This window comes from Streptoverticillium olivoreticuli subsp. olivoreticuli, from assembly GCF_003391135.1.
GTDB classification, from domain to species: Bacteria; Actinomycetota; Actinomycetes; order Streptomycetales; family Streptomycetaceae; genus Streptomyces; species Streptomyces blastmyceticus.
The window spans coordinates 6,590,245-6,616,575 of the sequence record NZ_CP031455.1 but is presented as its reverse complement, the minus strand read 5'-3'; the positions used below and the strand labels follow the sequence as shown (position 1 = coordinate 6,616,575).

The 26,331-nt window shown below is 71.3% G+C and carries 25 protein-coding genes and 1 riboswitch; of the genes, 6 read left to right on the top strand and 19 right to left on the bottom strand.

Annotation, left to right across the window (positions count from 1 at the left end; genetic code table 11):
• Positions 1-212: 212 nt before the first annotated feature.
• The 15 genes from ligA to DXZ73_RS29365 form a co-directional block, all read right to left on the bottom strand.
• A complete protein-coding gene (gene ligA, locus DXZ73_RS29435) occupies positions 213-2,462 on the bottom strand; it encodes an NAD-dependent DNA ligase LigA (protein ID WP_116215942.1) in 2,250 nt (749 codons plus the stop codon).
• Between the two features lie 20 nt (positions 2,463-2,482).
• Positions 2,483-3,505, bottom strand: a complete 1,023-nt coding sequence (locus DXZ73_RS29430; RefSeq protein WP_116214036.1) for a methionine synthase — start codon at positions 3,503-3,505, stop codon at positions 2,483-2,485.
• Between the two features lie 58 nt (positions 3,506-3,563).
• Positions 3,564-4,253, bottom strand: coding sequence for an SDR family oxidoreductase (locus tag DXZ73_RS29425; RefSeq protein WP_116214035.1), 690 nt, complete (start codon positions 4,251-4,253; stop codon positions 3,564-3,566).
• 77 nt (positions 4,254-4,330) lie between these two features.
• Positions 4,331-5,482 (bottom strand): tRNA 2-thiouridine(34) synthase MnmA, encoded by a 1,152-nt coding sequence (gene mnmA, locus DXZ73_RS29420; protein ID WP_116214034.1) that lies wholly within the window; start codon positions 5,480-5,482, stop codon positions 4,331-4,333.
• Between the two features lie 239 nt (positions 5,483-5,721).
• Entirely contained in the window at positions 5,722-6,891 is a 1,170-nt protein-coding gene (locus DXZ73_RS29415; RefSeq protein WP_116214033.1) for a cysteine desulfurase family protein, read from the bottom strand.
• Between the two features lie 117 nt (positions 6,892-7,008).
• Entirely contained in the window at positions 7,009-7,857 is an 849-nt protein-coding gene (locus DXZ73_RS29410; RefSeq protein WP_116214032.1) for a thioesterase family protein, read from the bottom strand.
• A gap of 59 nt (positions 7,858-7,916) precedes the next feature.
• On the bottom strand, positions 7,917-8,576 hold the full coding sequence (locus DXZ73_RS29405; protein ID WP_116214031.1) for a trimeric intracellular cation channel family protein: 660 nt from the start codon (positions 8,574-8,576) through the stop codon (positions 7,917-7,919).
• 67 nt (positions 8,577-8,643) lie between these two features.
• Positions 8,644-9,693 (bottom strand): ABC transporter ATP-binding protein, encoded by a 1,050-nt coding sequence (locus tag DXZ73_RS29400; RefSeq protein ID WP_275898598.1) that lies wholly within the window; start codon positions 9,691-9,693, stop codon positions 8,644-8,646.
• A gap of 11 nt (positions 9,694-9,704) precedes the next feature.
• The gene (locus DXZ73_RS29395; protein WP_425315926.1) at positions 9,705-10,793 is read right to left on the bottom strand and encodes an ABC transporter ATP-binding protein; all 1,089 of its coding nucleotides are present in this window, start codon (positions 10,791-10,793) and stop codon (positions 9,705-9,707) included.
• A gap of 23 nt (positions 10,794-10,816) precedes the next feature.
• On the bottom strand, positions 10,817-11,830 hold the full coding sequence (locus DXZ73_RS29390; RefSeq protein WP_116214029.1) for an ABC transporter permease: 1,014 nt from the start codon (positions 11,828-11,830) through the stop codon (positions 10,817-10,819).
• Between the two features lie 99 nt (positions 11,831-11,929).
• Entirely contained in the window at positions 11,930-13,693 is a 1,764-nt protein-coding gene (locus DXZ73_RS29385) for an ABC transporter substrate-binding protein (protein WP_116214028.1), read from the bottom strand.
• Positions 13,694-13,751: 58 nt separating this feature from the next.
• Entirely contained in the window at positions 13,752-14,750 is a 999-nt protein-coding gene (locus DXZ73_RS29380; RefSeq protein ID WP_116214027.1) for an ABC transporter permease, read from the bottom strand.
• Between the two features lie 340 nt (positions 14,751-15,090).
• Positions 15,091-15,888 (bottom strand): enhanced serine sensitivity protein SseB C-terminal domain-containing protein, encoded by a 798-nt coding sequence (locus DXZ73_RS29375; RefSeq protein ID WP_116215940.1) that lies wholly within the window; start codon positions 15,886-15,888, stop codon positions 15,091-15,093.
• Between the two features lie 156 nt (positions 15,889-16,044).
• Positions 16,045-16,842 carry an enhanced serine sensitivity protein SseB gene (locus DXZ73_RS29370; protein ID WP_116215939.1) on the bottom strand — a complete coding sequence of 266 codons (798 nt, stop codon included), beginning with the start codon at positions 16,840-16,842 and terminating at the stop codon, positions 16,045-16,047.
• Between the two features lie 201 nt (positions 16,843-17,043).
• Positions 17,044-17,697, bottom strand: a complete 654-nt coding sequence (locus DXZ73_RS29365; RefSeq protein WP_425315877.1) for an AAA family ATPase — start codon at positions 17,695-17,697, stop codon at positions 17,044-17,046.
• A 153-nt stretch (positions 17,698-17,850) separates the two neighbouring features.
• Positions 17,851-17,948, top strand: a riboswitch (glycine riboswitch).
• A gap of 147 nt (positions 17,949-18,095) precedes the next feature.
• Here DXZ73_RS29365 and gcvT point away from each other — a divergent pair.
• From gcvT to DXZ73_RS29335, 6 genes are all read left to right on the top strand, one after another.
• Positions 18,096-19,211, top strand: a complete 1,116-nt coding sequence (gene gcvT / locus DXZ73_RS29360; protein WP_116214025.1) for a glycine cleavage system aminomethyltransferase GcvT — start codon at positions 18,096-18,098, stop codon at positions 19,209-19,211.
• Between the two features lie 78 nt (positions 19,212-19,289).
• Positions 19,290-19,664 (top strand): glycine cleavage system protein GcvH, encoded by a 375-nt coding sequence (gcvH, locus tag DXZ73_RS29355; protein ID WP_116214024.1) that lies wholly within the window; start codon positions 19,290-19,292, stop codon positions 19,662-19,664.
• A gap of 44 nt (positions 19,665-19,708) precedes the next feature.
• Positions 19,709-20,971: a serine hydroxymethyltransferase gene (glyA, locus tag DXZ73_RS29350; RefSeq protein ID WP_116214023.1), complete on the top strand. Its 1,263-nt coding sequence runs from the start codon at positions 19,709-19,711 to the stop codon at positions 20,969-20,971.
• Positions 20,972-21,097: 126 nt separating this feature from the next.
• Positions 21,098-22,480, top strand: coding sequence for an L-serine ammonia-lyase (locus DXZ73_RS29345; protein ID WP_116214022.1), 1,383 nt, complete (start codon positions 21,098-21,100; stop codon positions 22,478-22,480).
• 108 nt (positions 22,481-22,588) lie between these two features.
• Entirely contained in the window at positions 22,589-23,137 is a 549-nt protein-coding gene (locus tag DXZ73_RS29340) for a hypothetical protein (RefSeq protein WP_116214021.1), read from the top strand.
• Between the two features lie 57 nt (positions 23,138-23,194).
• Positions 23,195-23,503: a hypothetical protein gene (locus DXZ73_RS29335; RefSeq protein ID WP_116215938.1), complete on the top strand. Its 309-nt coding sequence runs from the start codon at positions 23,195-23,197 to the stop codon at positions 23,501-23,503.
• 30 nt (positions 23,504-23,533) lie between these two features.
• On the opposite strand, the gene DXZ73_RS29330 is transcribed toward DXZ73_RS29335, so the two are convergent.
• The 4 genes from DXZ73_RS29330 to DXZ73_RS29315 all read right to left on the bottom strand — a co-directional run bounded on the left by DXZ73_RS29330 (position 23,534) and on the right by DXZ73_RS29315 (position 26,300).
• On the bottom strand, positions 23,534-23,758 hold the full coding sequence (locus DXZ73_RS29330) for an EF-hand domain-containing protein (protein ID WP_116214020.1): 225 nt from the start codon (positions 23,756-23,758) through the stop codon (positions 23,534-23,536).
• Positions 23,759-23,796: 38 nt separating this feature from the next.
• Complete coding sequence (locus DXZ73_RS29325) at positions 23,797-24,306, bottom strand: N-acetylmuramoyl-L-alanine amidase (RefSeq protein WP_205519255.1); 510 nt, start codon at positions 24,304-24,306, stop codon at positions 23,797-23,799.
• 409 nt (positions 24,307-24,715) lie between these two features.
• Entirely contained in the window at positions 24,716-25,219 is a 504-nt protein-coding gene (locus tag DXZ73_RS29320; protein WP_116214018.1) for an ATP-binding protein, read from the bottom strand.
• 313 nt (positions 25,220-25,532) lie between these two features.
• On the bottom strand, positions 25,533-26,300 hold the full coding sequence (locus tag DXZ73_RS29315; protein WP_116214017.1) for an enoyl-CoA hydratase/isomerase family protein: 768 nt from the start codon (positions 26,298-26,300) through the stop codon (positions 25,533-25,535).
• Between the last annotated feature and the right edge of the window lie 31 nt (positions 26,301-26,331).

Here is a 26,331-nt window from a genome sequence, read left to right as displayed (position 1 = left end):
GAAGGCTACGGCGGGCAGCGATCGGCAGCGGTTGCCCGATTGGGATCCGACCTCTTGTAGCCATCTGGTATGCGCTGTAGGGGTAATGCCCACTGCCTATGCGGGCATTACTCCGGTGGGGTGGCGGCCTGGGTTTTGGTAGTGATCCGGGGCCCATGTGTGGCGGGGCGGGCGCACGGGGCCGCGGGAGACGGACCCGGGCCCGCCCCGGCCTACTCGGCCGTCGGGACCGCCGCCTCCCGGGCCGCGTCGGCCCCCTGCTCCAGGAGCACGGCGAACCCGTCCTCCTCCAGCACCGGCACCTTCAGCTGCATCGCCTTGTCGAACTTCGACCCGGGGTTGTCCCCCACCACCACGAAGTCCGTCTTCTTGGACACCGACCCGGTCACCTTCGCCCCCCGGCTCTGGAGCGCTTCCTTCGCCCCGTCGCGGGTGTACGAGGCGAGCGTGCCGGTGACCACCACGGTGAGGCCCTCCAGCGGCCGGGGGCCCTCGTCCTCGCCCGCCGCCTCGTCCTCGAAGCGGACGCCCGCGGCGCGCCACTTCTCCACGATCTCGCGGTGCCAGTCCTCGGCGAACCACTGCTTCACGGACTCCGCGGTGCCCGGGCCGACGCCGTCGACGGCCTTGAGCTCCTCCTCGCTCGCCTCGGCGATCCGGTCCAGGGAGCGGAACTCCCGGGCCAGGGCCTCGGCCGCGACCGGGCCCATGTGCCGGATGGAGAGCCCGGTGAGGAAGCGGGCCAGCGGGCGCTCCTTCGCGGCCTGGATGTTCTCCAGCATCGCGAGCGCGTTCTTCTTCGGCTCACCCTTTTGATTCGCGAAGAAGGTGACGACCTTCGGCTCGCCCGTCTTGGGATCGACCTTGGGCAGGCCCGAATCCATGTCGAGGACATAGGACTTGATGGGCAGCAGCTCCTCGATCGTCAGGTCGAAGAGGTCGGCCTCGGTCCTCAGCGGCGGGGTGGCCGGCTCCAGGGGCTGGGTGAGGGCGGTGGCCGCCACATAGCCGAAGTTCTCGATGTCGAGGCACTTGCGGCCGGCCAGGTAGTAGAGCCGCTCGCGGATCTGGGCGGGGCAGGCGCGGGCGTTGGGGCAGCGGAGGTCGATGTCGCCCTCCTTCATCGGCTGGAGGGCGCTGCCGCACTCCGGGCACTCGGCGGGCATCACGAACTCCCGCTCGCTGCCGTCCCGCAGATCGGCCACCGGCCCCAGGATCTCGGGGATCACGTCGCCGGCCTTGCGCAGCACCACGGTGTCGCCGATGAAGACGCCCTTGGCCTTGACGACGTCCTGGTTGTGCAGGGTCGCGAACTCGACCTCGGAGCCGGCGACGGTGACGGGCTCCACCACCGCGTACGGCGTCACCCGGCCGGTGCGGCCGACGCCGACCCGGATGTCCACCAGCTTGGTGTTGACCTCCTCGGGCGCGTACTTCCACGCGATGGCCCAGCGCGGCGCGCGCGAGGTGGAGCCGAGCCGCCCCTGGAGGGGGATCTCGTCGAGCTTGACGACGACGCCGTCGATCTCGTGCTCCATCGAGTGCCGGACGTCGGGCTGCCCGTAGTGCGCGATGAACTCCCGCACGCCCTCCAGGGAGTCGACGACCTTGTTGTACGCGGCGGTCGGCAGGCCCCACTCGCGCAGCAGCTCGTACGCCTGCGACTGGCGGTCGATGTCGAAGCCCTCGCGGGCGCCGATGCCGTGCACCACCATGTGCAGCGGGCGGGTGGCGGTGACCCGGGGGTCCTTCTGGCGCAGCGAACCGGCCGCCGCGTTGCGCGGGTTGGCGAAGGGCGGCTTGCCCGCCTCCACCAGGCGGGCGTTGAGCTCCTCGAACTTCTCCATCGGGAAGTAGACCTCGCCGCGGATCTCGACCAGCTCCGGGACGCGCTCGCCCAGGAGCCGGTCCGGGATCTCGGTGATCGTCCGGACGTTGGGCGTGATGTCCTCGCCGGTGCGGCCGTCGCCGCGGGTGGCGGCGCGGGTCAGCTTGCCCTGCTCGTACGTCAGGTTGACGGCGAGGCCGTCGACCTTGAGCTCGCACAGGAAGTGGTACGCCGCGCCCTCGCCGATCTCCTTGGCGAGGCGGTCGGCCCAGGCGGCCAGCTCCTCGTCGTCGAAGGCGTTGTCGAGGGAGAGCATGCGCTCGCGGTGCTCGACGGCCGTGAACTCCGTCTCGTACGCCCCCGCGACCTTCTGGGTGGGCGAGTCGGGGGTGCGCAGCGCCGGATACCGCTCCTCCAGTGCCTCCAGCGAGCGCAGCAGCCGGTCGAACTCGGCGTCGCTGACGACCGGGGCGTCCTTCACGTAGTACCGGAAGCGATGCTCCTCGATCTGCTCGGCGAGCCGCGCGTGCTGCTCCCGTGCCTCCGCGGGTGCCACGACAAGCGCAGCCTCCGCCGCGAGCTGTTCTTCGCCGTGCTGTCCGCCAGCCACCGTCTCGTCCTCCCGTTGATCCATGGGCGAGCCCATGAGCGCCGTCACTCAGGGTTGTCCGCGAGCGATCTCGCCGCCCGGACGCAGTGGGCGAGCGCCGTGCGGGCATATGCGGGCGAAGCGCCCGCGAGTCCGCACGTGGGGGTGATCACCACGGACTCCGCGAGGGTCCCCGGCGACAGCCCCAGCCTGTGCCACAGCGTCCTGACACCCATGACGCTACCGGCAGGGTCTGACAATGGGCCGTCCACGCCCGGCACCACGCCCACGAGCAGCTTGGTGCCCGCCTCGACGGCCTCCCCGACCGCCTCTTCCTCACGCTCGGTGAACAGCGAGAAGTCGAAGGAGACCCCTTCGACGCCGGCCCGGCGCAGCAGCGCGAACGGCACGCCGGGGGCGCACGAATGCACGACGGGCGCCGTGCCCGTGGCCTCGCGCGCCACCGTCACCAGCTCGCGCAACGCGCCCTCGACCACGGCCCGGTCGACCGCCCGGTAGGTGCGGTAGCCGCTGGCGGTGCGGACCTGCCCGGTCAGCACCGAGGTCAGCGAGGGCTCGTCCAGCTGGAGCACCACCCGGGCGCCCGGCACCCGGCGCCGCACCTCGGCGAGGTGCGCCCGCAGGCCCTCCGCCAGCGAGGCGGTCAGGTCGCGGCAGGCTCCGGGGTCCCCCAGGGCCGCCTCGCCGCCGCGCAGCTCCAGCGCGGTCGCCAGGGTCCACGGGCCGACGGCCGAGACCTTGAGCGCGCCCTCGTACCCTTGCGTGTACTCCTCCAGGGCGTCGAGGTCCTCGCCCAGCCAGGACCGGGCGCGCTTGGTGTCCCGTCCCGGCCGGTCACTGATCCGCCACCCGCTGGGCTCCACGTGGGCGTAGACCTCGACCAGCATCCCGGCGGTCCGCCCGATCATGTCCGCGCCCGGGCCGCGGGCGGGCAGCTCCGGCAGGTACGGCAGGGCCTCCAGCGACCCCGTGACGGTCTTCGCGGCCTCCCGGGCGTCACCACCGGGCATCGATCCGACCCCGGTGGCGACCCCGGCGCCCCAGCTCAACTCGCTCTTCTCGCTCACGCAGGAAGACTACGAGACCCTTCCGGCGGCGCGGACCGCGCGCGGCCCGCCCGTACGGTCAGCGGCCGGGGCGGACCGTCAGGTCGTTGATCTCCGCGTCCCGCGGCAGGTCGACCGCCAGCAGGATGGTCTTCGCGACCGAGTCCGGGTCGATCCACTTCGTGGGGTCGTACTCCTTGCCCTCCTGCTGGTGCACCTTCGCCTGCATCGGGGTCGCCGTGCGGCCGGGGTAGACGCTGGTGACCCGTACGCCGTTGCCGTGCTCCTCGGCGCGCAGCGAGTCGGCGAGCGCCTTCAGGCCGTGCTTGCTCGCCGCGTAGACGCCCCAGGTGGCATGGGCGTTGAGCCCGGCGCCGGAGTTGACGAAGACGACGTGCCCCTGGGAGACGCGCAGCTGCGGCAGGAAGAGGCGGGTGAGCTCGGCCGGGGCGATCAGGTTGGCCGCGAGCGTGCGGTTCCAGGTGCGGGTGGTCAGGTCGCCGATGGTGCCGAGGTCGCAGACGCCCGCGATGTGCAGCAGCGAGTCGACGCGGTCGGGCAGCGTCTGCTGGCTGAGCGCCCAGGAGATCCGGTCGGGGTTGGACAGGTCGGCGACGAGCGTCCTCGCCCCGGGGAAGCGGGCGGCCAGCTCCTTGGCCCGCCCGGCGTCCCGCGCGAAGAGATACAGCTCGTCGCCCCGCGCGAGCAGCCGCTCCGCGACCGCCGCGCCGATGCCGGAGCCGGAACCGGTGATCAGGTGTGTTGCCATGCCCCTACCCTGCCCTATCGCGGGGCGGCGGTCCCGCCCAGGGACGGCTTGCCCGGCGGCACCACGGCCCGCTGCGCCTACTGGGCCACCCGCGCGGCCGCCCGCTCCGTCGTCGCGATCGTCGCCGACCCCACCACGCGCGTGTCGTCGTAGAGCACGATCGCCTGGCCCGGGGCCACGCCGCGGACCGGCTCCGTGAAGGAGACGCGCAGTTCGCCGTCGACCAGTTCGGCCGTGACCGGGGTCTCGCCGCCGTGGGCGCGGAGCTGGGCGGTGTAGGTGCCGGGGCCCGAGGGGGCCGTGCCGCACCAGCGGGGCTTGATGGCGGTCAGGGCCGAGACGTCGAGGGCCTCCACCGGGCCGACCGTGACCGTGTTGTTCACCGGGGAGATGTCCAGGACGTAGCGCGGCTTGCCGTCCGGCGCCGGGTGGCCGATGCGCAGGCCCTTGCGCTGGCCGATGGTGTAGCCGAAGGCGCCCTCGTGGGTGCCGAGCTTCGTGCCCGACTCGTCGACGATGTCGCCGTCCGCCTTGCCGAGGCGGGAGGCCAGGAAGCCCTGGGTGTCGCCGTCCGCGATGAAGCAGATGTCGTGGCTGTCGGGCTTCTTCGCCACGGCCAGGCCGCGCCGCTCCGCCTCCGCCCGGATCTCTTCCTTGGTCGTCAGGGTGTCGCCCAGCGGGAACATCGCGTGGGCCAGCTGCTTCTCGTCCAGCACGCCGAGGACATAGCTCTGGTCCTTGGCCATGTCGCTGGCCCGGTGCAGCTCGCGGGTGCCGTCGTCCTTCAGGACGACCGTCGCGTAGTGGCCGGTGCATACCGCGTCGAAGCCGAGTGCGAGGGCCTTGTCGAGCAGGGCCGCGAACTTGATCTTCTCGTTGCAGCGCAGGCAGGGGTTGGGCGTGCGGCCCGCCTGGTACTCCGCGATGAAGTCCTCGACCACGTCCTCACGGAAGCGCTCGGCGAGGTCCCAGACGTAGAAGGGGATGCCGATGACATCGGCGGCGCGGCGGGCGTCGCGCGAGTCCTCGATGGTGCAGCAGCCGCGCGCGCCCGTGCGGAACGACTGCGGGTTCGCGGACAGCGCGAGGTGCACGCCGGTCACCTCGTGGCCCGCTTCGGCGGCTCGCGCCGCGGCCACGGCGGAGTCGACGCCGCCGGACATTGCGGCGAGCACGCGCATCCCCTTGCGGGGGGCCTGGAGGTCGGGGGCACCCGGGAAGTCAGTCATAACCCTTCCAGGGTACGGGGCGCCTGCAGCGAGCCCAGCCGCGCCTACCGGGGGGCCACCCGAGACCGTTTGCGTCTGCGGGACATCCCTGGCCGGTCGCGCAGTTCCCCGCGCCCCTATCGGGGCGCACCCGCACCCGGCCGCAGGCATGCGCCCCGTCAGGGGTGCGGGGAACTTGCGCGACAAGCCCCCACCGGCCCGCACGCGAGCGAACCGGGGTCCGGGGCGCAGCCCCGGGGTCAGCTCAGGCCCGCGCTCCGGGCGCGCTCCACGACCGGAGCGATGGCTTCCGCCACAGCCGCCACATCCGCCTTCGTCGACGTGTGGCCCAAAGAGAACCGCAGCGTCCCCCGTGCCAGGTCCGGGGCCGTGCCAGTGGCGAGTACCACATGGCTGGGCTGCGCCACGCCCGCCGTGCACGCGGATCCCGTCGAGCACTCGATGCCCTGCGCGTCCAGCAGCAGCAGGAGCGAGTCGCCCTCGCAGCCGGGGAAGGAGAAGTGCGCGTTGGCGGGCAGCCTGCCCGCGGGGTCGGGGTCGCCGCCGAGCACCGCGTCGGGCACCGCGGCCCGTACCGCCGCGACCAGATCGTCCCGCAGGGCCCCGACCTCGCGCGCGAAGTCCGCGCGCCGCTCGGCCGCCAGCGTGCCGGCCACCGCGAACGCGGCGACGGCGGGCACGTCGAGCGTCCCGGAGCGCACGTGCCGCTCCTGGCCGCCGCCGTGCAGCAGGGGCACGGGCGCGTACTGCCGCCCGAGCAGCAGGGCGCCGATGCCGTACGGGCCGCCGACCTTGTGGCCGCTGACCGTCATCGCGGCCAGCCCGGAGGCGGCGAAGTCCACGTCGAGCTGGCCGAACGCCTGCACCGCGTCGGCGTGCAGGGGTATGCCGAACTCGGCGGCCACGGCCGACAGTTCGCGGACCGGCATGACCGTGCCGATCTCGTTGTTGGCCCACATCACGGTGGCGAGGGCCACGTCGTCGGGGTTGCGGGCGATCGCCTCGCGCAGCGCGTCGGCGTGCACCCGGCCGTGCGCGTCGACGGGGAGGTACTCGACGGTCGCGCCCTCGTGCTCGCCGAGCCAGTGGACGGCGTCGAGCACCGCGTGGTGCTCGACGGGGCTGGCGAGGACGCGCGTACGGGCCGGGTCGGCGGCCCGGCGGGACCAGTAGAGACCCTTGACGGCGAGGTTGTCCGCTTCGGTGCCGCCCGCGGTGAACACCACCTCGCTGGGGCGCGCGCCGAGCGCCGCGGCGAGGGACTCGCGCGACTCCTCGACGGTGCGGCGCGCGCGCCGCCCGGCGGCGTGCAGCGAGGAGGCGTTGCCCGTGCGGGCGAGCTGGGCGGTCATCGCCTGCACCGCCTCCGGGAGCATCGGGGTGGTGGCGGCGTGGTCGAGGTAGGCCATGGTGGGGACGATTCTACGAGCTGGGGCGCGGGCCCGTACCGGGCGTTCCCGGCTGCATCCGATATGCGGCTCCGCCGCGTGCCGGACCCCGCCCCGGACCCCGGCCCTCCCGACCGGCTACGCCCCCCGCGGCGCCAGCGCGAGTTGGCGGGACTGGGCCACCAGGTGGTCCTCGCTGTCCCAGACCTCCGCGTCCTCCTCCAGGAAGCCGCCCGCGAGGTTGCGCGTGGTGAGGGAGACACGGAGGGGGCCGGGCGCGGGCCGCCGGCGGATGTGCGTGGTGAGTTCGATCGTCGGGACCCATCCGTTCAGGCCCAGGTCGAAGGCCGCGGGCGGCAGCGCGTCCACCGCCAGCAGCAGCGAGAGCGCGTCGGCGGGCCGTCCGTCCTCCAGCCCGAACCAGCCCCGCATCTCGCCCCGCCCGCTCGGCACGCCCGCCGCCCAGCCCGCCGTCGCGGGGTCGAGCCGGATGTCGAGCCGCCCGGAGATCTCGGGGGCGGCGGCCGCGGCCTGGCCGTCGTCCTTGCCGAGGCAGTGCTCGTACGGCGGCAGGGCGGGCGGCTTGGCCGTCGTGCGGACGTCGTCGGAGAGGGCGCCCAGATCGCCGTGGGTGGCGAGGACGCGGATGCGTTCGACCTCGGTGCCGTCCGCGGCGTACTGCACCAGGGACGCCTGCCCGGTGGAGAGCGTACGGCCGGCGCGGATCAGCTCGGTGCGCACGACGGCGGGGCCGGGCCGGGAGGCGGAGAGGTAGTGCGCGGTGACCGAGAAGGGGTCCGGGTGCGGCAGGGCGTCGCCCAGGGCGCGGCCGAGCAGGGCGAGGAGATAGCCGCCGTTGACGGCGCCGAAGATGGTCCACCCGGCGGAGAGGTCCGCGTCGTAGACCCCGCGCCCGCCGTCCCGCTCGCGCGGCGACACCGCGGTGTCGCGGTCGAATTCGCTGTTTCCGATGGTTCCCAGTGCCATGTTCCGACGCTACACCGCGAAGTTACTGATGGGTAGGTCAGCTGGGGAAGACCGTGCGCTCAGCCCTCCTCGGCCGCCGCGCTCCTGCGGTGCCACGCGCGCGGCGCCCGCCAGTGGAAGCGCATGGCCAGCAGCCGCAGCACGAACGCCGTGAGCACGGGCAGCGCGCTGGTCGAGGCGTTGAGCGCGTCGAAACGGATCAGCACCGCCGCCATCGTCGCACCCACCATCGCGGGCACGGCATAGAGGTCGCGGTCCCAGCGGAGCAGCGAGGGGACCTCGTGCGCCAGTACGTCGCGCAGCACTCCGCCGCCGACCGCCGTGGCCAGTCCCAGGGTGGCGGAGGAGGTGAGGCCGAGCCCGTGCGCGTACGCCTTCATCGTGCCGGTCACGCAGAACAGCCCGAGACCTGCGGCGTCGAAGACCCCCACGGCCTTGGTGATCCGCTCGACCTCGGGGTGCAGGAAGAAGACGATCAGGGTGGCGAACAGCGGGGTCAGGAAGTAGCCCAGGTCGGTGAAGGCCGCGGGCGGCACCGCCCCGATGATCAGGTCCCGGAACAGCCCGCCGCCCAGCGCGGTGACCTCGGCGAGCACCGCCATGCCGAAGACGTCGAAGTTCTTGCGCACGGCGAGGAGCGCGCCGGAGATCGCGAAGACGAAGATCCCGGCGAGGTCCAGCGAGTGCTGGACGGAGGGGCTGAACAGATCGGTGAGCACGCGACATTCTTACTCGAACGCGAGCCGAAGCCCCGGACGGGCCGGGCGGACCGGCCCGTCCGGCCCGTCAGGCGGCCGGCGCCGGATCCGGCGCGTTCTCCGGGTGGTGGCAGGCCACCCGGTGGCCGGTGGCCAGTTCGAGCAGCGGCGGCTCCTGCGTGGCGCAGATCTCCGTCGCCTTCCAGCACCGCGTGTGGAAGCGGCATCCGGAGGGCGGTGAGATGGGCGACGGCACATCGCCCTTGAGCAGGATCCGCTCCCTCTTCGCGCGCCGTTTGGGGTCCGGCACCGGCACCGCGGAGAGCAGCGCCTTGGTGTACGGGTGCATCGGCTTCTCGTAGAGCGACTTGCGGTCGGTGAGCTCCACGAGCTTGCCGAGGTACATCACCGCGATCCGGTCGGAGACGTGGCGGATGACGGACAGGTCGTGGGCGATGATCACATAGGTCAGGCCCAGCTCGTCCTGGAGGTCGTCCAGCAGGTTGACCACCTGCGCCTGGATGGAGACGTCCAGGGCGGACACCGGCTCGTCGGCGACCACGAGCTTCGGGTTGAGGGCGAGCGCCCGGGCGATGCCGATGCGCTGCCGCTGGCCGCCGGAGAACTCGTGCGGGTAGCGGTTGTAGTGCTCGGGGTTGAGGCCCACCAGCTCCAGCAGCCGTTGGACCTCCTTCTTGACGCCGCCCTCGGGCGCGACGCCCTGGAGCTTGAAGGGGGCGCTGACGATCGTGCCGACGGTGTGCCGGGGATTCAGCGAGGAGTACGGGTCCTGGAAGATCATCTGTACGTCGCGGCGCATCGGGCGCATGCCCGAGGCCCCGAGGTGGGTGATGTCCTTGCCCTGGAACTCGACCTTGCCGCCGGTGGGTTCCAGCAGCCGGGTGATCAGCCGGCCCATGGTCGACTTCCCGCAGCCGGACTCGCCGACCACGCCGAGGGTCTCCCCCGCGCGCACCTCGAAGCTGATGCCGTCGACCGCCTGCACCGCGCCGACCTGACGGCGCAGCAGCCCCTTGGTGATGGGGAAGTGCTTGACCAGCCCCTCCACCTTCAGGAGGGGCTCGGCCTCTTCGGGTGCCGTCTGCTGCCCGGGGATGGTCACGTCTCGCTCCGGCACGGTGTCGTCCTTCACAGCTTGGGCGCAATCTCTTCGGTCCAGATGCGGGTCCGCTCCTCCTGGGACATGTGGCAGGCGGAGAAGTGCCGGCCGTCGCCCTCGCCGGAGACCAGCCGCAGCTCGGGCCGTTCGGTGCGGGTGATGCCGCCCTCGGGGACGTCGGCGTAGGGGCAGCGGGGGTTGAAGGCGCAGCCGGACGGCACGTTGATCAGGCTGGGCGGGGTGCCCTTGACGGGGATCAGCCGCTCGGTCTGGTCGCGGTCGATCCTCGGCATGGAGCCGAGGAGTCCCCAGGTGTAGGGGTGGCGGGGTTCGTAGAAGACCTTCTCGGCGGGGCCGCGTTCGATGCACCGGCCGCCGTACATCACCAGGATGCTGTCGGCCAGTTCGGCGACCACGCCCAGGTCGTGGGTGATGATGATGACCGAAGAGCCGAACTCCTTCTGGAGGTCGCGGATCAGGTCGAGGATCTGGGCCTGGACGGTGACGTCGAGGGCGGTCGTCGGTTCGTCCGCGATCAGCAGCTCGGGGTTGTTCACCAGCGACATCGCGATCATGGCGCGCTGGCGCATGCCGCCGGAGAACTGGTGCGGATAGTCGTCGACGCGGCGGTGCGGCTCGGGGATGCCGACGCGGTCGAGCATCTCCACGGCGCGCTTCCGGGCGGTCCTGCGGTCGGACTTGTGGTGCACCCGGTGGGCCTCGGCGATCTGGGCGCCGACGGTGAAGTACGGGTGCATGGCCGACAGCGGGTCCTGGAAGATCATGGCCATCTTCCGGCCGCGCAGGGTGCGCACATGGTCGGGGTCGGCGGAGATCAGCTCCTCGCCGTCCAGCCACACCTCGCCGGAGATCAGGGCCTTCGACGTGCGGTGCAGGCCCATGATGCCGAGCGAGGTCACGGACTTCCCGGAGCCCGATTCGCCGACGATGCCGAGCGTCTTCCCGGCCTGGACGTCGAAGCTCACGCCGTCGACGGACTTCACCAGGCCGTCGTCGGTGTCGAAGTGGATGCGCAGGTCGCGCACGGAGAGGAAGGCGTCCGTGCCGTCGGCCGGAGGGGTGGCGACGGGCTCGCCCACGGCCGCGTCCGCGCTCACGCGCTGTTCCTTGTCGAGCTCGCTCACGAGTACCTCACCCTGGGGTCGATGGCCGCGTAGACCAGGTCCACCAGCAGATTGCAGAGGACGATGAAGAAGGCGGCGACCAGGGTCACGCCCATCACAATGGGCAGGTCGTTGTCCTGGATGCCCTTGACGGCGTATTCGCCGATGCCCTTGAACGAGAACACCGTCTCGGTGATGACCGCGCCGCCGAGCAGCAGGCCGAAGTCCATGCCGAAGATGGTGACGATCGGGGTGAGGGCCGAGCGCAGTCCGTGCTTGGCGACGACCGTGCTCTCCTTCAGGCCCTTGGCGCGGGCCGTGCGGATGTAGTCCTCGCTCATGGTTTCCAGCATCCCGGCGCGGGTGAGCCGGGCATAGAGCGCGGAGTAGAGGAAGGCGAGGCTGCACCAGGGGACGAGGAGGTTCCACGCCCACTGCGCGGGGTTGTCGGTGAAGCTCACGTAGTTGATCCCGGAGCCCCACACGGGCCATTGGACGGTGAGGATGCCCAGGGCCAGCATGCCGGTGAAGAAGATCGGCAGGGAGACGCCGGCCAGGGCCACGCCCATGAAGAAGCGGTCGAAGAAGGTGCCCCGCTTGAGCGCGGAGAGCACGCCGACGGCCACCCCCGAGATCAGCCAGATCACGGCGGCGCCGATCGCCAGCGAGAGGGTGACGGGGATGCGCGAGGTCAGCTGCGGCCAGACCTCGACGTGGCTCTTGAAGGAGTAGCCGAAGCAGGGCGCGGCGCAGTGGGAGGCGTCCGGGCCGAACTTGTAGTCGGCGCCCGCCACGACGGCCTTGATGAAATGCCAGTACTGGGCGTAGATCGGCTGGTCGAAGCCGAGGTTCTTCTTGACCGCGGCGATGGCGTCGGCGTTGGCGTCCTTGCCCACGTACTGGGCGGCCAGTTGGTCGACGGTCTGCCCGGCGATGCGGGGGACGAGGAAGAAGATCGCGAAGGTGACTGCGCTGACCACCAGCAGCAGTAGGACCGCGGCGAACAGGCGTCGGATGATGTACGCAGCCACAGCTGTGCGGCACCGGCGTCCGCCGGCCGGAGGTGTTCCGGCCGGCGGACGCCTGTACCTTCACCTGCCTTTCGAAAATCTCGGCGGGCTGGCCCGCTGCTACTTGGAGGAGCCCATCAGCAGGTAGTCGTACATGCCGAGGTAGGCCTGGGTGACCGTGACGTTGGTCGCGGAATCGGGCCGGAAGAGCAGGTTCTTGCGGTAGATCAGCGGCACCGCGGAGGCGTTGTCGACGATCATCTTGTCGATGTCGCCCCACGCCTTGGTGCGGGCGGCCGCGTCGGTGTTGCCGATGGCGTCGTTGAGCGCCTTGTTGATCTGCGGGTCGTCCAGCTCCTGGACGTTGTTGCCGCCGGAGGGCTTGATGGCCGAGCCGTTGGCGATCTGGTCGAGGAAGCCGAAGCCGGTCGGCCAGTCGGCACCCCAGGCGGTCATGATCATGCCCAGGTTGTGGCTGTGGACGTAGTCCGGCACGCCCACGAAGTTGGTGAAGTACTTGCCGGTCGGGAACGTCTTGATGTTCGCCGTGATGCCGATCTTCTTCATCGACGCCTGGACCGCGGTGGCCATGGCCATCTCCGCCGGGCGGTCGGAACGGGCCGTCAGGTTGGTCTCGAAGCCGTTCGGCTGACCGCACTGCTTGAGCTCGTCCTTGGCCTTGTCGATGTCACCGGAGCTGTTCGGCGTCTCGTACAGGTTGAACTTCGAGTAGCCGTTGACGGTCGGCGGCAGCAGCGTCGAGGCGACGTCGCCCTTGGGGTCGCCGCCCTGGGCCTGCTGGACCGAGGCCTTGTCGATGCCCCACTGGACCGCCTTGCGGCAGTGGATGTTGTCGAACGGCTTCACGTGGACGTTCAGGCCGATGTACGAGCTGGCACCGGCGTACGAACTGTCGGTCTGCTTCTTGTACTTGCCGCCCAGGACCTTCGGCTGGGTCTGCGGGGCGACACCGGTCCCGGCCGCGTCGGCGGTCAGGCTGTCGTTGAGCAGGCTGTTGTCGACGGTCGGCTGGAGGATCTTGAACTTGATCGAGATCTTGTCCGGGAGGGCCGGGCGGATGGAGTCCGTCTTCTTGTCCCACTGCGGGTTGCGCTCCAGCGTCGCGCCCTTGCCCTCCTCGTACGAGGAGAACTTGTACGGCCCGGAGGAGACGATGTGCTTCACGTAGTCGGCGCCCTTGTCCGCCTTCTGCGGCACGGGGGCGGTCTGCGAGAAGGTCGCGAGGTAGTCGAAGTCGGCGAAGGCGTCCTTGAGATGGAAGACGATCGTCTGGTCGTCGGGCGTCTCGATGGACTTCAGGCCCTCGGGCGACGTGTCCTTGTACGGGCCCTGGTACTTGTCACCGCCCTCCAGGTGCGCCTTGAAGTAGGTGGGGCCGTTGGACAGCGCGGCGGGCGCGAAGTTGCTGCGCTCGACGGCGTATTTGACGTCCTTCGAGGTGATCGGCGTGCCGTCCTCGAACTTCACCCCGGCGCGCAGCTTGTACGTCCAGGTCTTGGCGTCCGGGCTCGGCTTGCCCAGGGACTCGGCGAGGTCGGGGACGACCTCCAGGCCCTCCTTGCCCGCGGCGGGCTTGAAGCTGGTGAGCGTGCGGCCGTAGAGGCGGGAGAAGTTCTGCACCCAGCCGTAGTAGGTGTTGCCCGGGTCGAGGGAGTCGGGCACGTCCGAGACCTCGTAGGTGGCCGTTCCCCCCTTCTTGTCGGACTTGTTGACGATCGAGGTGAGGGCGGCGTCGGCGACCGCGTTCTTGTCCCCGCCGCCCTTGCCGCCATCGCTCTTCGAACTGCTGCTGCTGCACGCGGACGCCCCCAGCGCCAGCACCACGGCGGTGGCGAGCACCGTCGCCGCTTTTCTTGTCTTCACCTGAGGAAAACCCCCTCTGTGGATGGTTGTGGCGCGGTGGACGGAAGGTCGCCGCGGATCACTTGCTGCGGGGGTCGAGGGCGTCCCGCAGCCCGTCGCCCAGCAGGTTGAATGCCAGCACCGTGATGAAGATGGCGAGACCTGGCACGAACATGTACTGCGGATCGGCCTGGTAGAGGTCCGTCGCGCTGGTGAGCATGCCGCCCCAGGACGCCTGCGGCGGGGCGATGCCGACGCCGAGGAAGCTGAGCGCGGCCTCGAAGAGGATGTTCGTCGGGATCAGCAGGGTGGAGTAGACGAGGATCGGCGCCACCAGGTTGGGCAGCAGCTCCCGGAAGAGGATGAACGGGCCGCGCGCGCCGAGGCTGCGGGACGCCTCGACGAACTCCCGCTCCCGGAGGCTGAGCGTCTGCGCCCGCACGATCCGGCCCATGTAGGGCCAGTTGAAGAAGCCGATCACGAAGATCAGCACACAGATACGCAGCGGCAGACCGGAGAGGCCGAACGCGCCGTCCTGGAGCGCCGCCGAGATGGAGATCGCGAACAGCAGGAGGGGGAAGGCGAGGAAGGTGTCCATCATCCGGCTGATGACGCTGTCCACCCAGCCGCCGTAGAAGCCCGCGACGACACCGAGCACGGTGCCGATCACCACGGAGAGCACGGTGGCGCCGGTGGCGACGATCAGGGAGACCCAGGAGCCCTCGATGATGCGGGCCAGGATGTCGCGCCCGTACTGCGGGTCGACGCCCAGCGGATGCTCCCAGCTCATCCCGCCGAAACCGCTCTTGGGAGCGAGCAGTTCGGGGTCGATGAGGTCCTGGTGGAACTGGTTGGGATCGAGTCCGAAAACCGACTCGATCGGCTTGGCCAGCACGGCGAGCAGGATCAGCAGGACCACCACGACGCCGCCCGCGACGGCGACCTTGTCGCGCTTGAAGCGGATCCAGGCGATCTGGGTGAGCGAACGCCCCTCGATCTGGCTCTTCCTGGCCCCGGCGAGTACGGCCTCGGGCTGCGCCCCGGCAGCCGCCCCGGTGGTCTCGATAGGTGCGGTCACAGTGCCTTTGACCCCTCTCGGCCGGGGGTGACCGGCCCACGCCCGCCGCTGACGGCGGCTTGGATCTCACATGTACACGTGCAAACTGGTGCAGTTGGTACCGGTGGAGCGGAAGGTCACAAAAGAGGGTTCGTACGCAGGAGCGACGTCCCTTGGAGCGGGAGTCTTCAACGCGGTCGCGATCACCCGCCAGCCCTGGCCGGGAATGGATGCGCAACCGTGATCTGACCAGTCGGCTTCCGTTATCCGAACGCCAGGCGTCAGTGAGCGGATCATTACCTGCCGGACGGCAACTCGTGCCGCCTACAAGCATATTGGGACAAGGGCGGAACGGACCCGCTCAGTACGCCTGCGGGGCGGTGCCCGGCTGCCGGCCCTGCGCGGCGCCGCCGGGGTAGCCGACCGGCGGATAGCCGTAGCCCCCGGCGGGGGACGGCGCGGCCGGGGCCCCGCCGTGGACGTCGCGGTCGAAGAAGGGGCGGGTGTTGGCGCGCATCCACATCGCGACCGGGTCGTGCTCGTCCGACATCGCCACCGTGGAGACCGGCAGCCCCTCGGGGACCGCGCCGATCGACTGGCGCATCATCAGCCGCACCGATTCCACGGCGGCTTGCGAGCCGTCGTAGAGATCGAGGCCGATGGCCAGATAGGGGGCGCCCAGCGCGGGCTGCACCCAGGCGCGGCGCAGCGCCCGCACCGCGGGGGTGCGGTGGGCGTTCTGCCCGAGCAGGGCGTAGAACTGCGGGAGTTCCAGGGCCGGCTCGGTCAGGTGCAGCGGCCCGGCGGGCAGCCGGTCCAGTCCGGACGCGATCCGCCGCAGGTCCAGCCAGGGCACGCCGACGCCGCCGCCGGGGGCGTGCGGGTTGAGCCACAGGCCCCAGCGGTCGGGGTAGAGCGAGCTCGCGACGGCGCGGCCGGGGACGACGGCGTGGGCGCGGTTCCAGCCGCTGGCGGCGAGCTCCTGCGCGGAGGTCACGCACGGGGCGTAGCCGAGGCCGTCGACCTCCATGTTGCCGTACTGCGCGTCGGGCGAGCCCGCCTGGCCGTGCCAGAGCAGCATCCAGACGCTGCCCTCGGCCAGTGCCTGCAGGAGCGCCTCGTACGTGTCGTACCGACCGGGCGCCACCTGGCGCAGCATCTGCTCCACGCCGCTCTCCGCGCCCGCGCTCACCTGGGTCCGCCTCTTCTCTCGGCCGTCTCCCGGCCGCTTACTCCTGTGCCCCGGGGCGCGGCAGCGCACCCGGTCCGGTCATCCAACCAGCTTACGAGCCCGCGGCGGCGGGCATGGGTGGAGTCACAGGTCACGGTCGTAGAACGGGCGGACCTGCGCCGACATCCAGTCACCGACCGGGTCCCGCGCCACGTCGAGGAAGACCAGCTGCACGGGCCAGGCCACGGGGGCGGTCCCCAGCGCCCGGCCGAGGGCGGCCATGACGGCTTCGCGGCTGCCGGGGTCGGGCAGGTCGAGCTCGACGCCGACGAACAGCGCGGGGGCGCCGCCCTCGACGCTGGCGAGCGCCCGGCGCGCGGTCCGCACGACCTTGGCCGCCGCGAACTCCAGCCCGGCGGCGGCGAGGAAGCCGGTGGGCTCGTCCTGCCAGTCCGGCTCGAAGAGGCGCACCCGGCCGCCGGTGGCGTCGCCGTCCAGGAGCGTGCGGCCCGCCCGGCACAGCTCGGCGACGGCGGGCGGCGGGAGGGGCGCGCCGACGGCGCCCTCGGGGTTGACCGCGATGCCGACCTGCGGGGGCAGGCCGCGGGCGAATTCGACGGCGGGTGCCACAGTGAAGGACATCCGGTCGCCGACGACCCGCAGGAACTCCGCCTCGGAGCTGAACACCGGCACATAGGCGGCGCCGTCGAGCTCCAGGGTGGGGAGGTCGAGGTCCCGGCTGTCGGGTCCGCCGCCGTTCGGCAGCGGCACCCACAGATGGCTGCGGCCGAGCGTCTCGACGATGCGGGCACCGGCGCCGGGCACGCCCAGGGAGGCGGTGAGCACCGCTTCGAGTTCATTGGCGGGCCAGCCCTCGGGGAGGCCGCCCAGGGGGGCACCGGCCGGGGCCGCGGGCCGACCGTACTGCTCGGGGATGCTCATCTCGTCCAACTCGCCCAACGCCGTCCAACCACCGTATCGACAAAGCCGCAACCGAACCCTAACGGCTGCGCCCCCGTCCGCTCCCGTCGGCCGCCGGAATCGGCACGGTTCCGCCTGCGGCGGGCGCCCCTTCGCCCCGCAGGCGCGGGACCGGAGTCCGGAGAGGGGCCGAGGACAACGCGACGCGGCCGGAGCCGGCGGTCAGCCGAAGGTGACTCGCCGCAGGGTGTCGACCGCCGCGCGGTCCAGCAGGGCGGCCGATGCCATGCCGTGCGGCAGGCCCCCGGCGGCCGCCTCCGCGAGAAGCGCCGTCATCGCCGCCCGGTGCCGCCGGAACGCACGGGAGGACACCCCCCTCCCGCGCGCCCGCTGCCCGTCGAGCGCCGTGCCCACCGGCACATCGAGAACCACCAGATGCACGCCGCCCCCGCGCCGCCGCGCGGCGCGGACCGCCCACCGCCGCACCCAGCTCCGCTCCCCGCAGTCGTGCACGACCGCGCTCGCGCCGGAGCGCAGCGCCCGTCGCAGGGCGGCGTAGTGGACGGCCCGCACGACCGGCCGGTAGGCCCCGTACGGCAGCCGGTGCGGCGTGCGGCACTCCAGGCGCTCGCGGGAGTCCTGCGAGTCGACGCACCAGACGACCTCCCCGCGCCCGTCCAGCGCGGGCACGGCCCTGCGTATGAGCGTGGACTTCCCGCTGCCGGGCAGCCCGGAGACGATGACGAGATCCCCCGCGGGATACCGCAGCTCCGCGCGGCCGGCGCCGCCGCGCAGATCCACCACCCCCGCCGGCGTCACCGCGCACCCGGGCGACGCGGCCTCCGCCCGCCCCACGTCCGTACTTCGCGTCCGCACGCCGATCGCCCTCCCCCGTCCCGGCCCCTGCCCCGTACCCACGGAACGTAAAGAAAAGGTAATCCAATTGAGAGGGCGGTGGGCAGTCCCTCACGCGCCGGTCCGTGCAATGATGTGCGCGCCAACTGCGTACCCAATTGCATACCGGCCGCTCGAATCCACGCGGGAGAGTTCCAGCCACTTCATGTGCTGGACGCCGAAGGAGCAAGTTCCTCCCTTGAATCTCTCAGGCCCCGTACCGCGTGGGTGAGGCAGATCTGAAAAGCGGGCCGCCCTGTGCGGTCCCACCCAAGGTGCAAGCCGAGGACGCGCTCGTCGCCGACGCTCCCGGTGAACCTCTCAGGTTCCGATGACAGATGGGGAGGACGTCCTCACCGCCATGCCTGGGAGCCCACACCATGACTGATGCCCCTCGCCGTACGGCCCTCGACGCGCTGCACCGCGCGCTCGGCGCCACGATGACCGATTTCGCCGGCTGGGACATGCCCCTGCGCTACGGCAGCGAGCGCGACGAGCACCTCGCGGTGCGCACCCGCGCCGGGCTCTTCGACCTCTCCCACATGGGCGAGATCACGGTGACCGGACCGCAGGCCGCCGCCCTGCTGGACCACGCCCTCGTCGGCAACATCGGCGGCGTCGCCGTCGGCCGCGCCCGCTACACCATGATCTGCCAGGAGGACGGCGGCATTCTGGACGACCTGATCGTCTACCGCCTCGCCGGCGAGGAGTACATGGTCGTCGCCAACGCCTCCAACGCGCAGGTGGTGCTGGACGCGCTGACCGAGCGGGCGGCGGGCTTCGACGCGGCCGTGCGCGACGACCGGGACGCGTACGCGCTGCTCGCGATCCAGGGCCCCGAGTCCCCCGGCATCCTGAAGTCCCTGACGGACGCCGACCTGGACGGCCTCAAGTACTACGCGGGCCTGCCGGGCACCGTCGCGGGCGTGCCCGCGCTGATCGCGCGCACCGGCTACACCGGCGAGGACGGCTTCGAGCTCTTCGTCGCCCCGGCCGACGCCGAGAAGCTCTGGCAGGCGCTGACCGACGCGGGCGCCGGGGCGGGTCTCGTGCCGTGCGGCCTCTCCTGCCGCGACACGCTGCGCCTGGAGGCGGGCATGCCGCTGTACGGGCACGAGCTGACGACCGGCACCACGCCCTTCGACGCGGGCCTGGGCCGGGTCGTGAAGTTCGACAAGGAGGGCGACTTCGTGGGCCGGGCGGCGCTCGCCGCCGCCGCGGAGCGCGCGGCGAGCAACCCGCCGCGCAAGCTGGTCGGCCTGATCGCGACGGGTCGCCGGGTGCCGCGCGCCGGATATCCGGTGGTCTCCGGCGGCGAGGTCGTCGGCGAGGTCACCTCCGGTGCCCCCTCCCCCACGCTCGGCAAGCCGATCGCCATCGCGTATGTCGACGCGGCACACTCCGCGCCCGGTACAAATGACGTATCCGTGGACATTCGCGGCAGCCATGAGCCGTACGAGGTCGTCGCCCTGCCCTTCTACAAGCGGCAGCGCTGACCCCTCCCCGAGCCCTTTCCGTCTCACCTGTCAATACCCGTTGCACAAGCACCCACGCGCATCCAGGAGAATCAAGCCATGAGCAACCCCCAGCAGCTGCGCTACAGCAAGGAGCACGAGTGGCTGTCGGCCGCCGAGGACGGCGTGGCGACGGTCGGCATCACCGAGTTCGCGGCCAACGCGCTCGGCGACGTCGTCTACGCCCAGCTCCCGGCGGTCGGCGACACGGTCACCGCGGGTGAGTCCTGTGGCGAGCTGGAGTCGACCAAGTCGGTCAGCGACCTCTACTCCCCGGTGACCGGCGAGGTCGTAGCGGCCAACCAGGACGTCGTGGACGACCCCGCGCTGGTGAACTCCGCCCCCTTCGCGGGCGGCTGGCTGTTCAAGGTGAAGATCACGGACGAGCCGGGGGACCTGATGTCCGCCGACGAGTACACCGCCTTCGCCGGCTGATCCCGCCCCGCCCTCCTCCCGCCCAGGAAGTCCAGGAAGAACTCATGTCGCTTCTGAACAGCTCCCTCCATGAGCTCGACCCCGACGTCGCCGCCGCTGTCGACGCCGAACTCCACCGCCAGCAGTCCACCCTCGAGATGATCGCGTCGGAGAACTTCGCTCCGGTCGCCGTCATGGAGGCCCAGGGCTCGGTCCTCACCAACAAGTACGCCGAGGGCTACCCGGGCCGCCGCTACTACGGTGGCTGCGAGCACGTCGACGTCGTCGAGCAGATCGCCATCGACCGGATCAAGGCGCTCTTCGGCGCCGAGCACGCGAACGTCCAGCCGCACTCCGGTGCGCAGGCGAACGCGGCCGCGATGTTCGCGCTGCTCAACCCCGGCGACACCATCCTGGGTCTGAACCTCGCCCACGGCGGGCACCTGACCCACGGCATGAAGATCAACTTCTCCGGCAAGCTCTACAACGTGGTCGCCTACCACGTCGACGAGCAGACCAACCTGGTCGACATGGAGGAGGTCGAGCGCCTCGCCAAGGAGCACCGCCCGAAGCTGATCGTCGCCGGCTGGTCGGCGTACCCGCGCCAGCTGGACTTCGCGGCCTTCCGCCGGATCGCGGACGAGGTCGGCGCGTACCTGATGGTCGACATGGCCCACTTCGCGGGTCTCGTCGCCGCCGGGCTGCACCCCTCCCCGGTGCCGCACGCGCACGTCGTCACCACGACCACCCACAAGACGCTGGGCGGCCCCCGCGGTGGTGTGATCCTCTCCACGGCCGAACTGGCCAAGAAGATCAACTCCGCCGTCTTCCCCGGTCAGCAGGGTGGTCCGCTGGAGCACGTGATCGCCGCGAAGGCCGTCTCCTTCAAGGTCGCCGCGAGCGAGGAGTTCAAGGAGCGCCAGCAGCGTACGCTGGAGGGCGCGAAGCTCCTGGCCGAGCGCCTGATGCAGGCCGATGTCACCGAGGTGGGCGTCTCCGTCCTCTCCGGCGGCACCGATGTGCACCTGGTGCTGGTGGACCTCCGCAACTCGCAGCTGGACGGCCAGCAGGCCGAGGACCGCCTCCACGAGGTCGGGATCACGGTCAACCGCAACGCCATTCCGAACGACCCGCGGCCCCCGATGGTCACCTCGGGTCTGCGGATCGGCACCCCGGCGCTGGCCACCCGCGGCTTCCAGGCCGAGGACTTCCGCGAGGTCGCGGACATCATCGCCGAGGCGCTGAAGCCGTCCTACGACGTCGCGTCGCTCCGCGCCCGCGTCACGGCCCTGGCGGACAAGCACCCGCTGTACGCCGGTCTGAAGTAACACCGCAGGACCCGATTCACCCGCTGGTACGGGGCACTGGGCACACTGGAAGGTGAGCCCGGTGCCCCGAACCGCATAGCGACCCCGCACCATCCTCCGTACCACCGACCAGAGGGAGCAGCCACCGTGGCCATCTCCGTATTCGATCTCTTCTCGATCGGCATAGGCCCGTCCAGCTCCCACACGGTCGGCCCGATGCGCGCCGCGCTGATGTTCACGCGGCGGCTGAAGAACGAGGGGCTGCTGGCCCACACCACGTCCGTGCGGGCCGAGCTCTTCGGCTCGCTCGGTGCCACCGGGCACGGCCACGGCACCCCCAAGGCCGTGCTGCTCGGCCTGGAGGGCCACTCCCCCCGCACCGTCGACGTGGAGACCGCGGACGACGAGGTCGAGCGCATCCGCTCCTCGAAGCGGCTGCGGCTGCTCGGCGCGGAGATCGGCTCGACCCACGAGATCGACTTCGACGAGTCGACCCAGCTGATCCTGCACCGCCGCCGCTCCCTGCCGTACCACGCCAACGGCATGACCCTCTTCGCCTACGACGAGACCGGCGCACCCCTGCTGGAGAAGACGTACTACTCCGTCGGCGGCGGTTTCGTCGTGGACGAGGACGCGGTCGGCGAGGACCGGATCGTCCTGGACGACACCGTGCTGAAGTACCCCTTCCGCACGGGTGACGAGCTGCTGCGGATGTCCCGCGAGACGGGCCTGTCGATCTCCGCCCTGATGCTGGAGAACGAGAAGGCCTGGCGCACGGAGACCGAGATCCGCGAGGGCCTCCTGGAGATCTGGCGCGTCATGCAGGCGTGCGTCTCCCGCGGCATGTCCCGCGAGGGCATCCTCCCCGGCGGCCTCAAGGTGCGCCGGCGCGCGGCCAACTCCGCCCGCCAGCTGCGCGCCGAGGGCGACCCGCAGGCCCGCGCGATGGAGTGGATCACGATCTACGCCATGGCCGTCAACGAGGAGAACGCCGCGGGCGGCCGCGTCGTGACCGCCCCCACCAACGGCGCCGCGGGCATCATCCCGGCCGTGCTGCACTACTACATGAACTTCGTGCCCGGCGCGGACGAGGACGGCATCGTCCGCTTCCTGCTCGCCGCGGGCGCGATCGGCATGCTCTTCAAGGAGAACGCCTCGATCTCCGGCGCCGAGGTCGGCTGCCAGGGCGAGGTCGGCTCGGCCTGCTCGATGGCGTCCGGCGGCCTCGCGGAGGTGCTCGGCGGCTCGCCCGAGCAGGTCGAGAACGCGGCCGAGATCGGCATGGAGCACAACCTGGGCCTGACCTGCGACCCGGTCGGCGGCCTGGTCCAGATCCCCTGCATCGAGCGCAACGGCATGGCCGCGGCCAAGGCCGTCACCGCCGCCCGCATGGCCCTGCGCGGCGACGGCCGCCACCACGTCTCCCTCGACAAGGTCATCAAGACCATGAAGGAGACGGGCGCGGACATGAAGGTCAAGTACAAGGAGACGGCCCGCGGCGGGCTCGCGGTCAACGTCATCGAGTGCTGAACCGGCGCTCCCCGCTTGGGGATCATGGCTGGAATCAGTGTGTCACTGTGTGACTTCTGTAAGTAATGTCGGCGCCCTCGTTCCGTCCCACCACGAGGAGCCCCAGCCATGCGCCACCATGCCCGCGCCACTGCCGCGATCCTCGGCACCGCCGCCGCCCTCGGTCTCGCGGCGCCCTCCGCCGTCGCCGCGCCCGAGGCGGCGCCCTCCTCGGCCGTACGGATGCACAGCGGCGCGTACGGGGGCTGCCTGACGGCGGAGGGTTCCGGCTACCGGGACCCCCGCGGCGCGGCGCGGCCCTGGCTGGTGGCGCTCCAGGCGTGCGACACGAGCACGCCGGACCGGCAGTCCTGGATCTACAGCCCGGCCACCCACCAGTTCTCGTCGGTGGCCGAGCCGTACCGCTGCATCGACCGGCAGGGTTCGCAACTGGTCACCGCGCTGTGCGACGCGGACGAGCCGGAACAGCGGTTCCGCACCGCGCAGGCCGCCCCCGGCGGCCTGCGCAAGGTCGTGTCCGAGGCGGACGGCCGGATCTGGGCGCAGGATTCGCACCGCGCGGGCGCGGCCCGGTCGGCGAAGGGCGAGGGGGTGCGGGAGGCGCGTGACGCGGCCTCCGTCCCGGCGGACCGCGGCTGGGCGCTGACCGGGGTCTGAGCAGGGCCCGATGCGACGCGGAAGGCGTTGTCAGTGGTGGCGCGTACGCTCTCCAGCATGAGTTACGCAGACCTGCGCGAACTCCAGAGCGCGCTCAGCACCGCCTCGGACATCGCCTTCGCCCTCGACGCCGCCCCGGCGCCCCATGAGGCCGACCAGCTTCTCGACGCCCTGCGCCGGGCGTTGGCCGCGGCCGGCGCCCTGGGGGCCGGGATAGGCACGACGGCGTGCGCGGAGCACCCCAAGGGGCCCGTGGACCCGCTGTACGGCGACAAGGAGGACCCGCTGCCGCCGGGCTGGGGCCGGTGCCTGCTGTGCAACGACCGGCGGCGGCGGGCCAGTGCGCAGCGGCGGGGCTGGCGCTGACCCGCGAGCCGGGGTCCGTGCGGGGCCGGGTCAGCCGTTGAGGGAGGCCCAGAACTCCTCGAAGGACAGCACGCCGTCGCCGTTGCCGTCCTTCTTGTTGATGATGGCCTGCGCCACGGTCTCGGTGACGTTGAAGTCGCCGAGCTGAGCCATCACGCTCTTGTACTCGGCGGCGGTGATCAGACCGTCCCCGTTCGCGTCGAACCGGTCGAACGCCTTGCGTGCTTCGGCCTGGCGCGTCTCGATGTCGGCCATGTGGGCCTCCCCTTGTGTGCTGGTGTGACCGGCACAGATTAGCCGCCGCTGATCACCAGGCCGATATAGCGGTCCCAGTCCCAGAGCGGGCCGGGGTCGGTGTGGGTGGAACCGGGCACTTCGACGTGGCCGATGATGTGGTCGCGGGTCGTGGGGATGCCGTAGCGGGCGCAGACGGCGGCGGCGAGGAGCGCCGAGGAGCGGTACATGGCGTCGGTGAAGTATTCGGGGCGGTCGATCCAGCCCTCGTGCTCGATGCCGATGCTGCGGGTGTTGTAGTCCCAGTTGCCCGCGTGCCAGGCGATGTCCTTCTCGCGGACGAACTGGCCGATGTAGCCGTCCGCGGAGGCGACCATGTAGTGCGCCGAGACCCTGGCCCGGGGGTCCTTGAAGATCTTCATCGCGTCACCGAAGGTCTCCTGGGTCACATGGATCACGAGGTGGTCGATCGGATGGGCCGTGGGGCGGCTGGAGACCGTGTAGTTGGCGCCGTCGGCCGGTATCCAGTGGGTGGGGGGATAGGCGGCGGTCGTGGGGTCTTCGTCCATGGGGGCTCCCGGGTGGCGGGCACACCGGTCGGCAGTCCGGCGGGGACATGACACTCCAGAACGCCCCGACCCGCAAGAACCGACATGGAGTCTGCATAAAAATAGGGCTACTTGCCGGTTCATTCATGGAATGTAAGGCGGGTGTTGCAGCTCACCTTTGATTATCGAGAACTCTCTCCTGAATTGCCCGAATCTGACCCGATAGCCGCTTTGGCTTGAACGCGACTGTCTGCCATAGTCGAGGTCACGACCCCCATTGACCCGGGCCAGGTCGTTTTCATCCGGCCGCGGAACACACCCCAATTCTCCGCGGCCGCACGCAGAGGCCCCCGGCCCGTCGCATACCGACGGATGGGGGCCTCTGCGTTTCCCGGTCTCCGCGCTTCCCGGTCCCCGAGGGGCACCGCGCTCAGCGGTCCGCGACCCTCATCTCGAACCACGTCGTCTTGCCGCGCGCCAGCAGATCCACGCCCCAGCGGTCCGAGAGCTTGTCGACCAGGAAGAGGCCCCGCCCGCTCGTGTCGAGCTCGTGCACCGGCATCAGACAGGGCAGCCCGCGGGACGGATCGCGCACCTCTATCCGCAACCAGCCGCGGCGGCGCAGCATCCGCAGCCCGAAGAAGCGCGCCCCGGTGTGCCGGACGGCGTTGCCCACCAGCTCGGAGACCAGCAGCACGGCGTGCTCCGCGAGCTGGGCGGAGAGCCCCCAGTGGCGCAGCACGACGGACTGCGTCAGCCGCCGCGCGGCGACCGCCGACTCCGGGCGGGAGGGCAGCTGGACTTCGCCGAGCGTGGGGTCGCCGAACAGATCGAGCGCCTTGAGCGCCAGTTCATCCTCTACGGACGGCATCCAGCGCACAGCGGCCGTGCCGGTTCGCTGCCGCGGCTGATCCGTTCCTTCCAGGCCCGCCATGCACCCCATCATGGCCGCCGTAAAGACGCCGTGGGCTGGAACGAAGGGATTCGCTGGAGCGGAATCCATGCCTCCAACGCCGCTCCGCGACATATGCCATGGGCAGCCAGTCGATCAGAAAATGGCGACTGACCTGCGGTGACCTCAGGTGCACAGATGATCGCTCAGCGCATGGAACAAGGTCATTTCGAGGCGTTCGCACACCTCGGGGAATTCCCCCACAAGGGGCAACCGCCCGTCATGCCGGAGCAATGACGACGGGGCCGCCGAGCACTCGGCGACCCCGCGGCGATCCGTCCCAACCCGACGATTTTCAGACGAACTTGGCCTTGCCGGGCCCGTCCTCGACAAAGCTGCGCATCCCGATCTCCCGGTCCTCGGTGGCGAACAGCCCCGCGAACCAGTTGCGTTCGATGGCGAGCCCGGTGTCGATGTCGGTCTCCAGGCCGGTGTCCACCGCCTCCTTGGCGGCGCGCAGCGCGAGCGCCGGCCCGGCGGCCAGCTTCGCGGCCCACGCGTGCGCCTGCTCGTAGACCTCCGCGGCCGGCACGACCCTGTCCACGAGGCCGAGCTCCAGCGCCTCGGGGGCCTTCACCTGACGGCCGGTGAAGATGAGGTCCTTGGCCTTGGACGGGCCGACGAGCCGGGCGAGGCGCTGGGTGCCGCCCGCGCCCGGGATCAGGCCGAGCAGGATCTCCGGCTGGCCGAGCTTGGCGTTGTCCGCGGCGATGCGGTAGTCGGCGCAGAGCGCGAGCTCGCAGCCGCCGCCGAGCGCGTAGCCGGTGACGGCGGCGACGACGGGCTTGGGGATGCGGGCGACGGCGGTGAAGGCGTCCTGGAGGCCGCGGGACCGGGCCACCATGGCCGCGTGGTCCATCTTCTGCATCTCCTTGATGTCCGCGCCGGCCGCGAACACCTTCTCCCCGCCCCACAGCACGACGGCCCTCACGTCCGCGCGGCGGGTCGCCTCCTCCGCGAGCTCGCGGAGCCGGTCCTGGGTGGCGATGTCGAGCGCGTTCATGGGCGGACGGTCCAGCCGGATGGTCCCGACGCCCTCGGCAGCCTCAAGATGCACAGTCATGACAGCAGGTTAGCTTCAGGGTTCCCGGGGG

Coding starts and splice junctions, on each gene's coding strand:
- DXZ73_RS29340 (WP_116214021.1), top strand. CDS start 22,589: ATGCGCCACCATGCCCGCGCCACTGCCGCGATCCTCGGCACCGCCGCC.
- DXZ73_RS29415 (WP_116214033.1), bottom strand. CDS start 6,891: ATGGCCTACCTCGACCACGCCGCCACCACCCCGATGCTCCCGGAGGCG.
- ligA (WP_116215942.1), bottom strand. CDS start 2,462: ATGGATCAACGGGAGGACGAGACGGTGGCTGGCGGACAGCACGGCGAA.
- gcvT (WP_116214025.1), top strand. CDS start 18,096: ATGACTGATGCCCCTCGCCGTACGGCCCTCGACGCGCTGCACCGCGCG.
- DXZ73_RS29425 (WP_116214035.1), bottom strand. CDS start 4,253: ATGGCAACACACCTGATCACCGGTTCCGGCTCCGGCATCGGCGCGGCG.
- mnmA (WP_116214034.1), bottom strand. CDS start 5,482: ATGACTGACTTCCCGGGTGCCCCCGACCTCCAGGCCCCCCGCAAGGGG.
- DXZ73_RS29320 (WP_116214018.1), bottom strand. CDS start 25,219: ATGGCGGGCCTGGAAGGAACGGATCAGCCGCGGCAGCGAACCGGCACG.
- DXZ73_RS29315 (WP_116214017.1), bottom strand. CDS start 26,300: ATGACTGTGCATCTTGAGGCTGCCGAGGGCGTCGGGACCATCCGGCTG.
- DXZ73_RS29370 (WP_116215939.1), bottom strand. CDS start 16,842: ATGAGCATCCCCGAGCAGTACGGTCGGCCCGCGGCCCCGGCCGGTGCC.
- DXZ73_RS29335 (WP_116215938.1), top strand. CDS start 23,195: ATGAGTTACGCAGACCTGCGCGAACTCCAGAGCGCGCTCAGCACCGCC.
- glyA (WP_116214023.1), top strand. CDS start 19,709: ATGTCGCTTCTGAACAGCTCCCTCCATGAGCTCGACCCCGACGTCGCC.
- DXZ73_RS29325 (WP_205519255.1), bottom strand. CDS start 24,306: ATGGACGAAGACCCCACGACCGCCGCCTATCCCCCCACCCACTGGATA.
- DXZ73_RS29410 (WP_116214032.1), bottom strand. CDS start 7,857: ATGGCACTGGGAACCATCGGAAACAGCGAATTCGACCGCGACACCGCG.
- DXZ73_RS29330 (WP_116214020.1), bottom strand. CDS start 23,758: ATGGCCGACATCGAGACGCGCCAGGCCGAAGCACGCAAGGCGTTCGAC.
- DXZ73_RS29375 (WP_116215940.1), bottom strand. CDS start 15,888: ATGCTGCGCCAGGTGGCGCCCGGTCGGTACGACACGTACGAGGCGCTC.
- gcvH (WP_116214024.1), top strand. CDS start 19,290: ATGAGCAACCCCCAGCAGCTGCGCTACAGCAAGGAGCACGAGTGGCTG.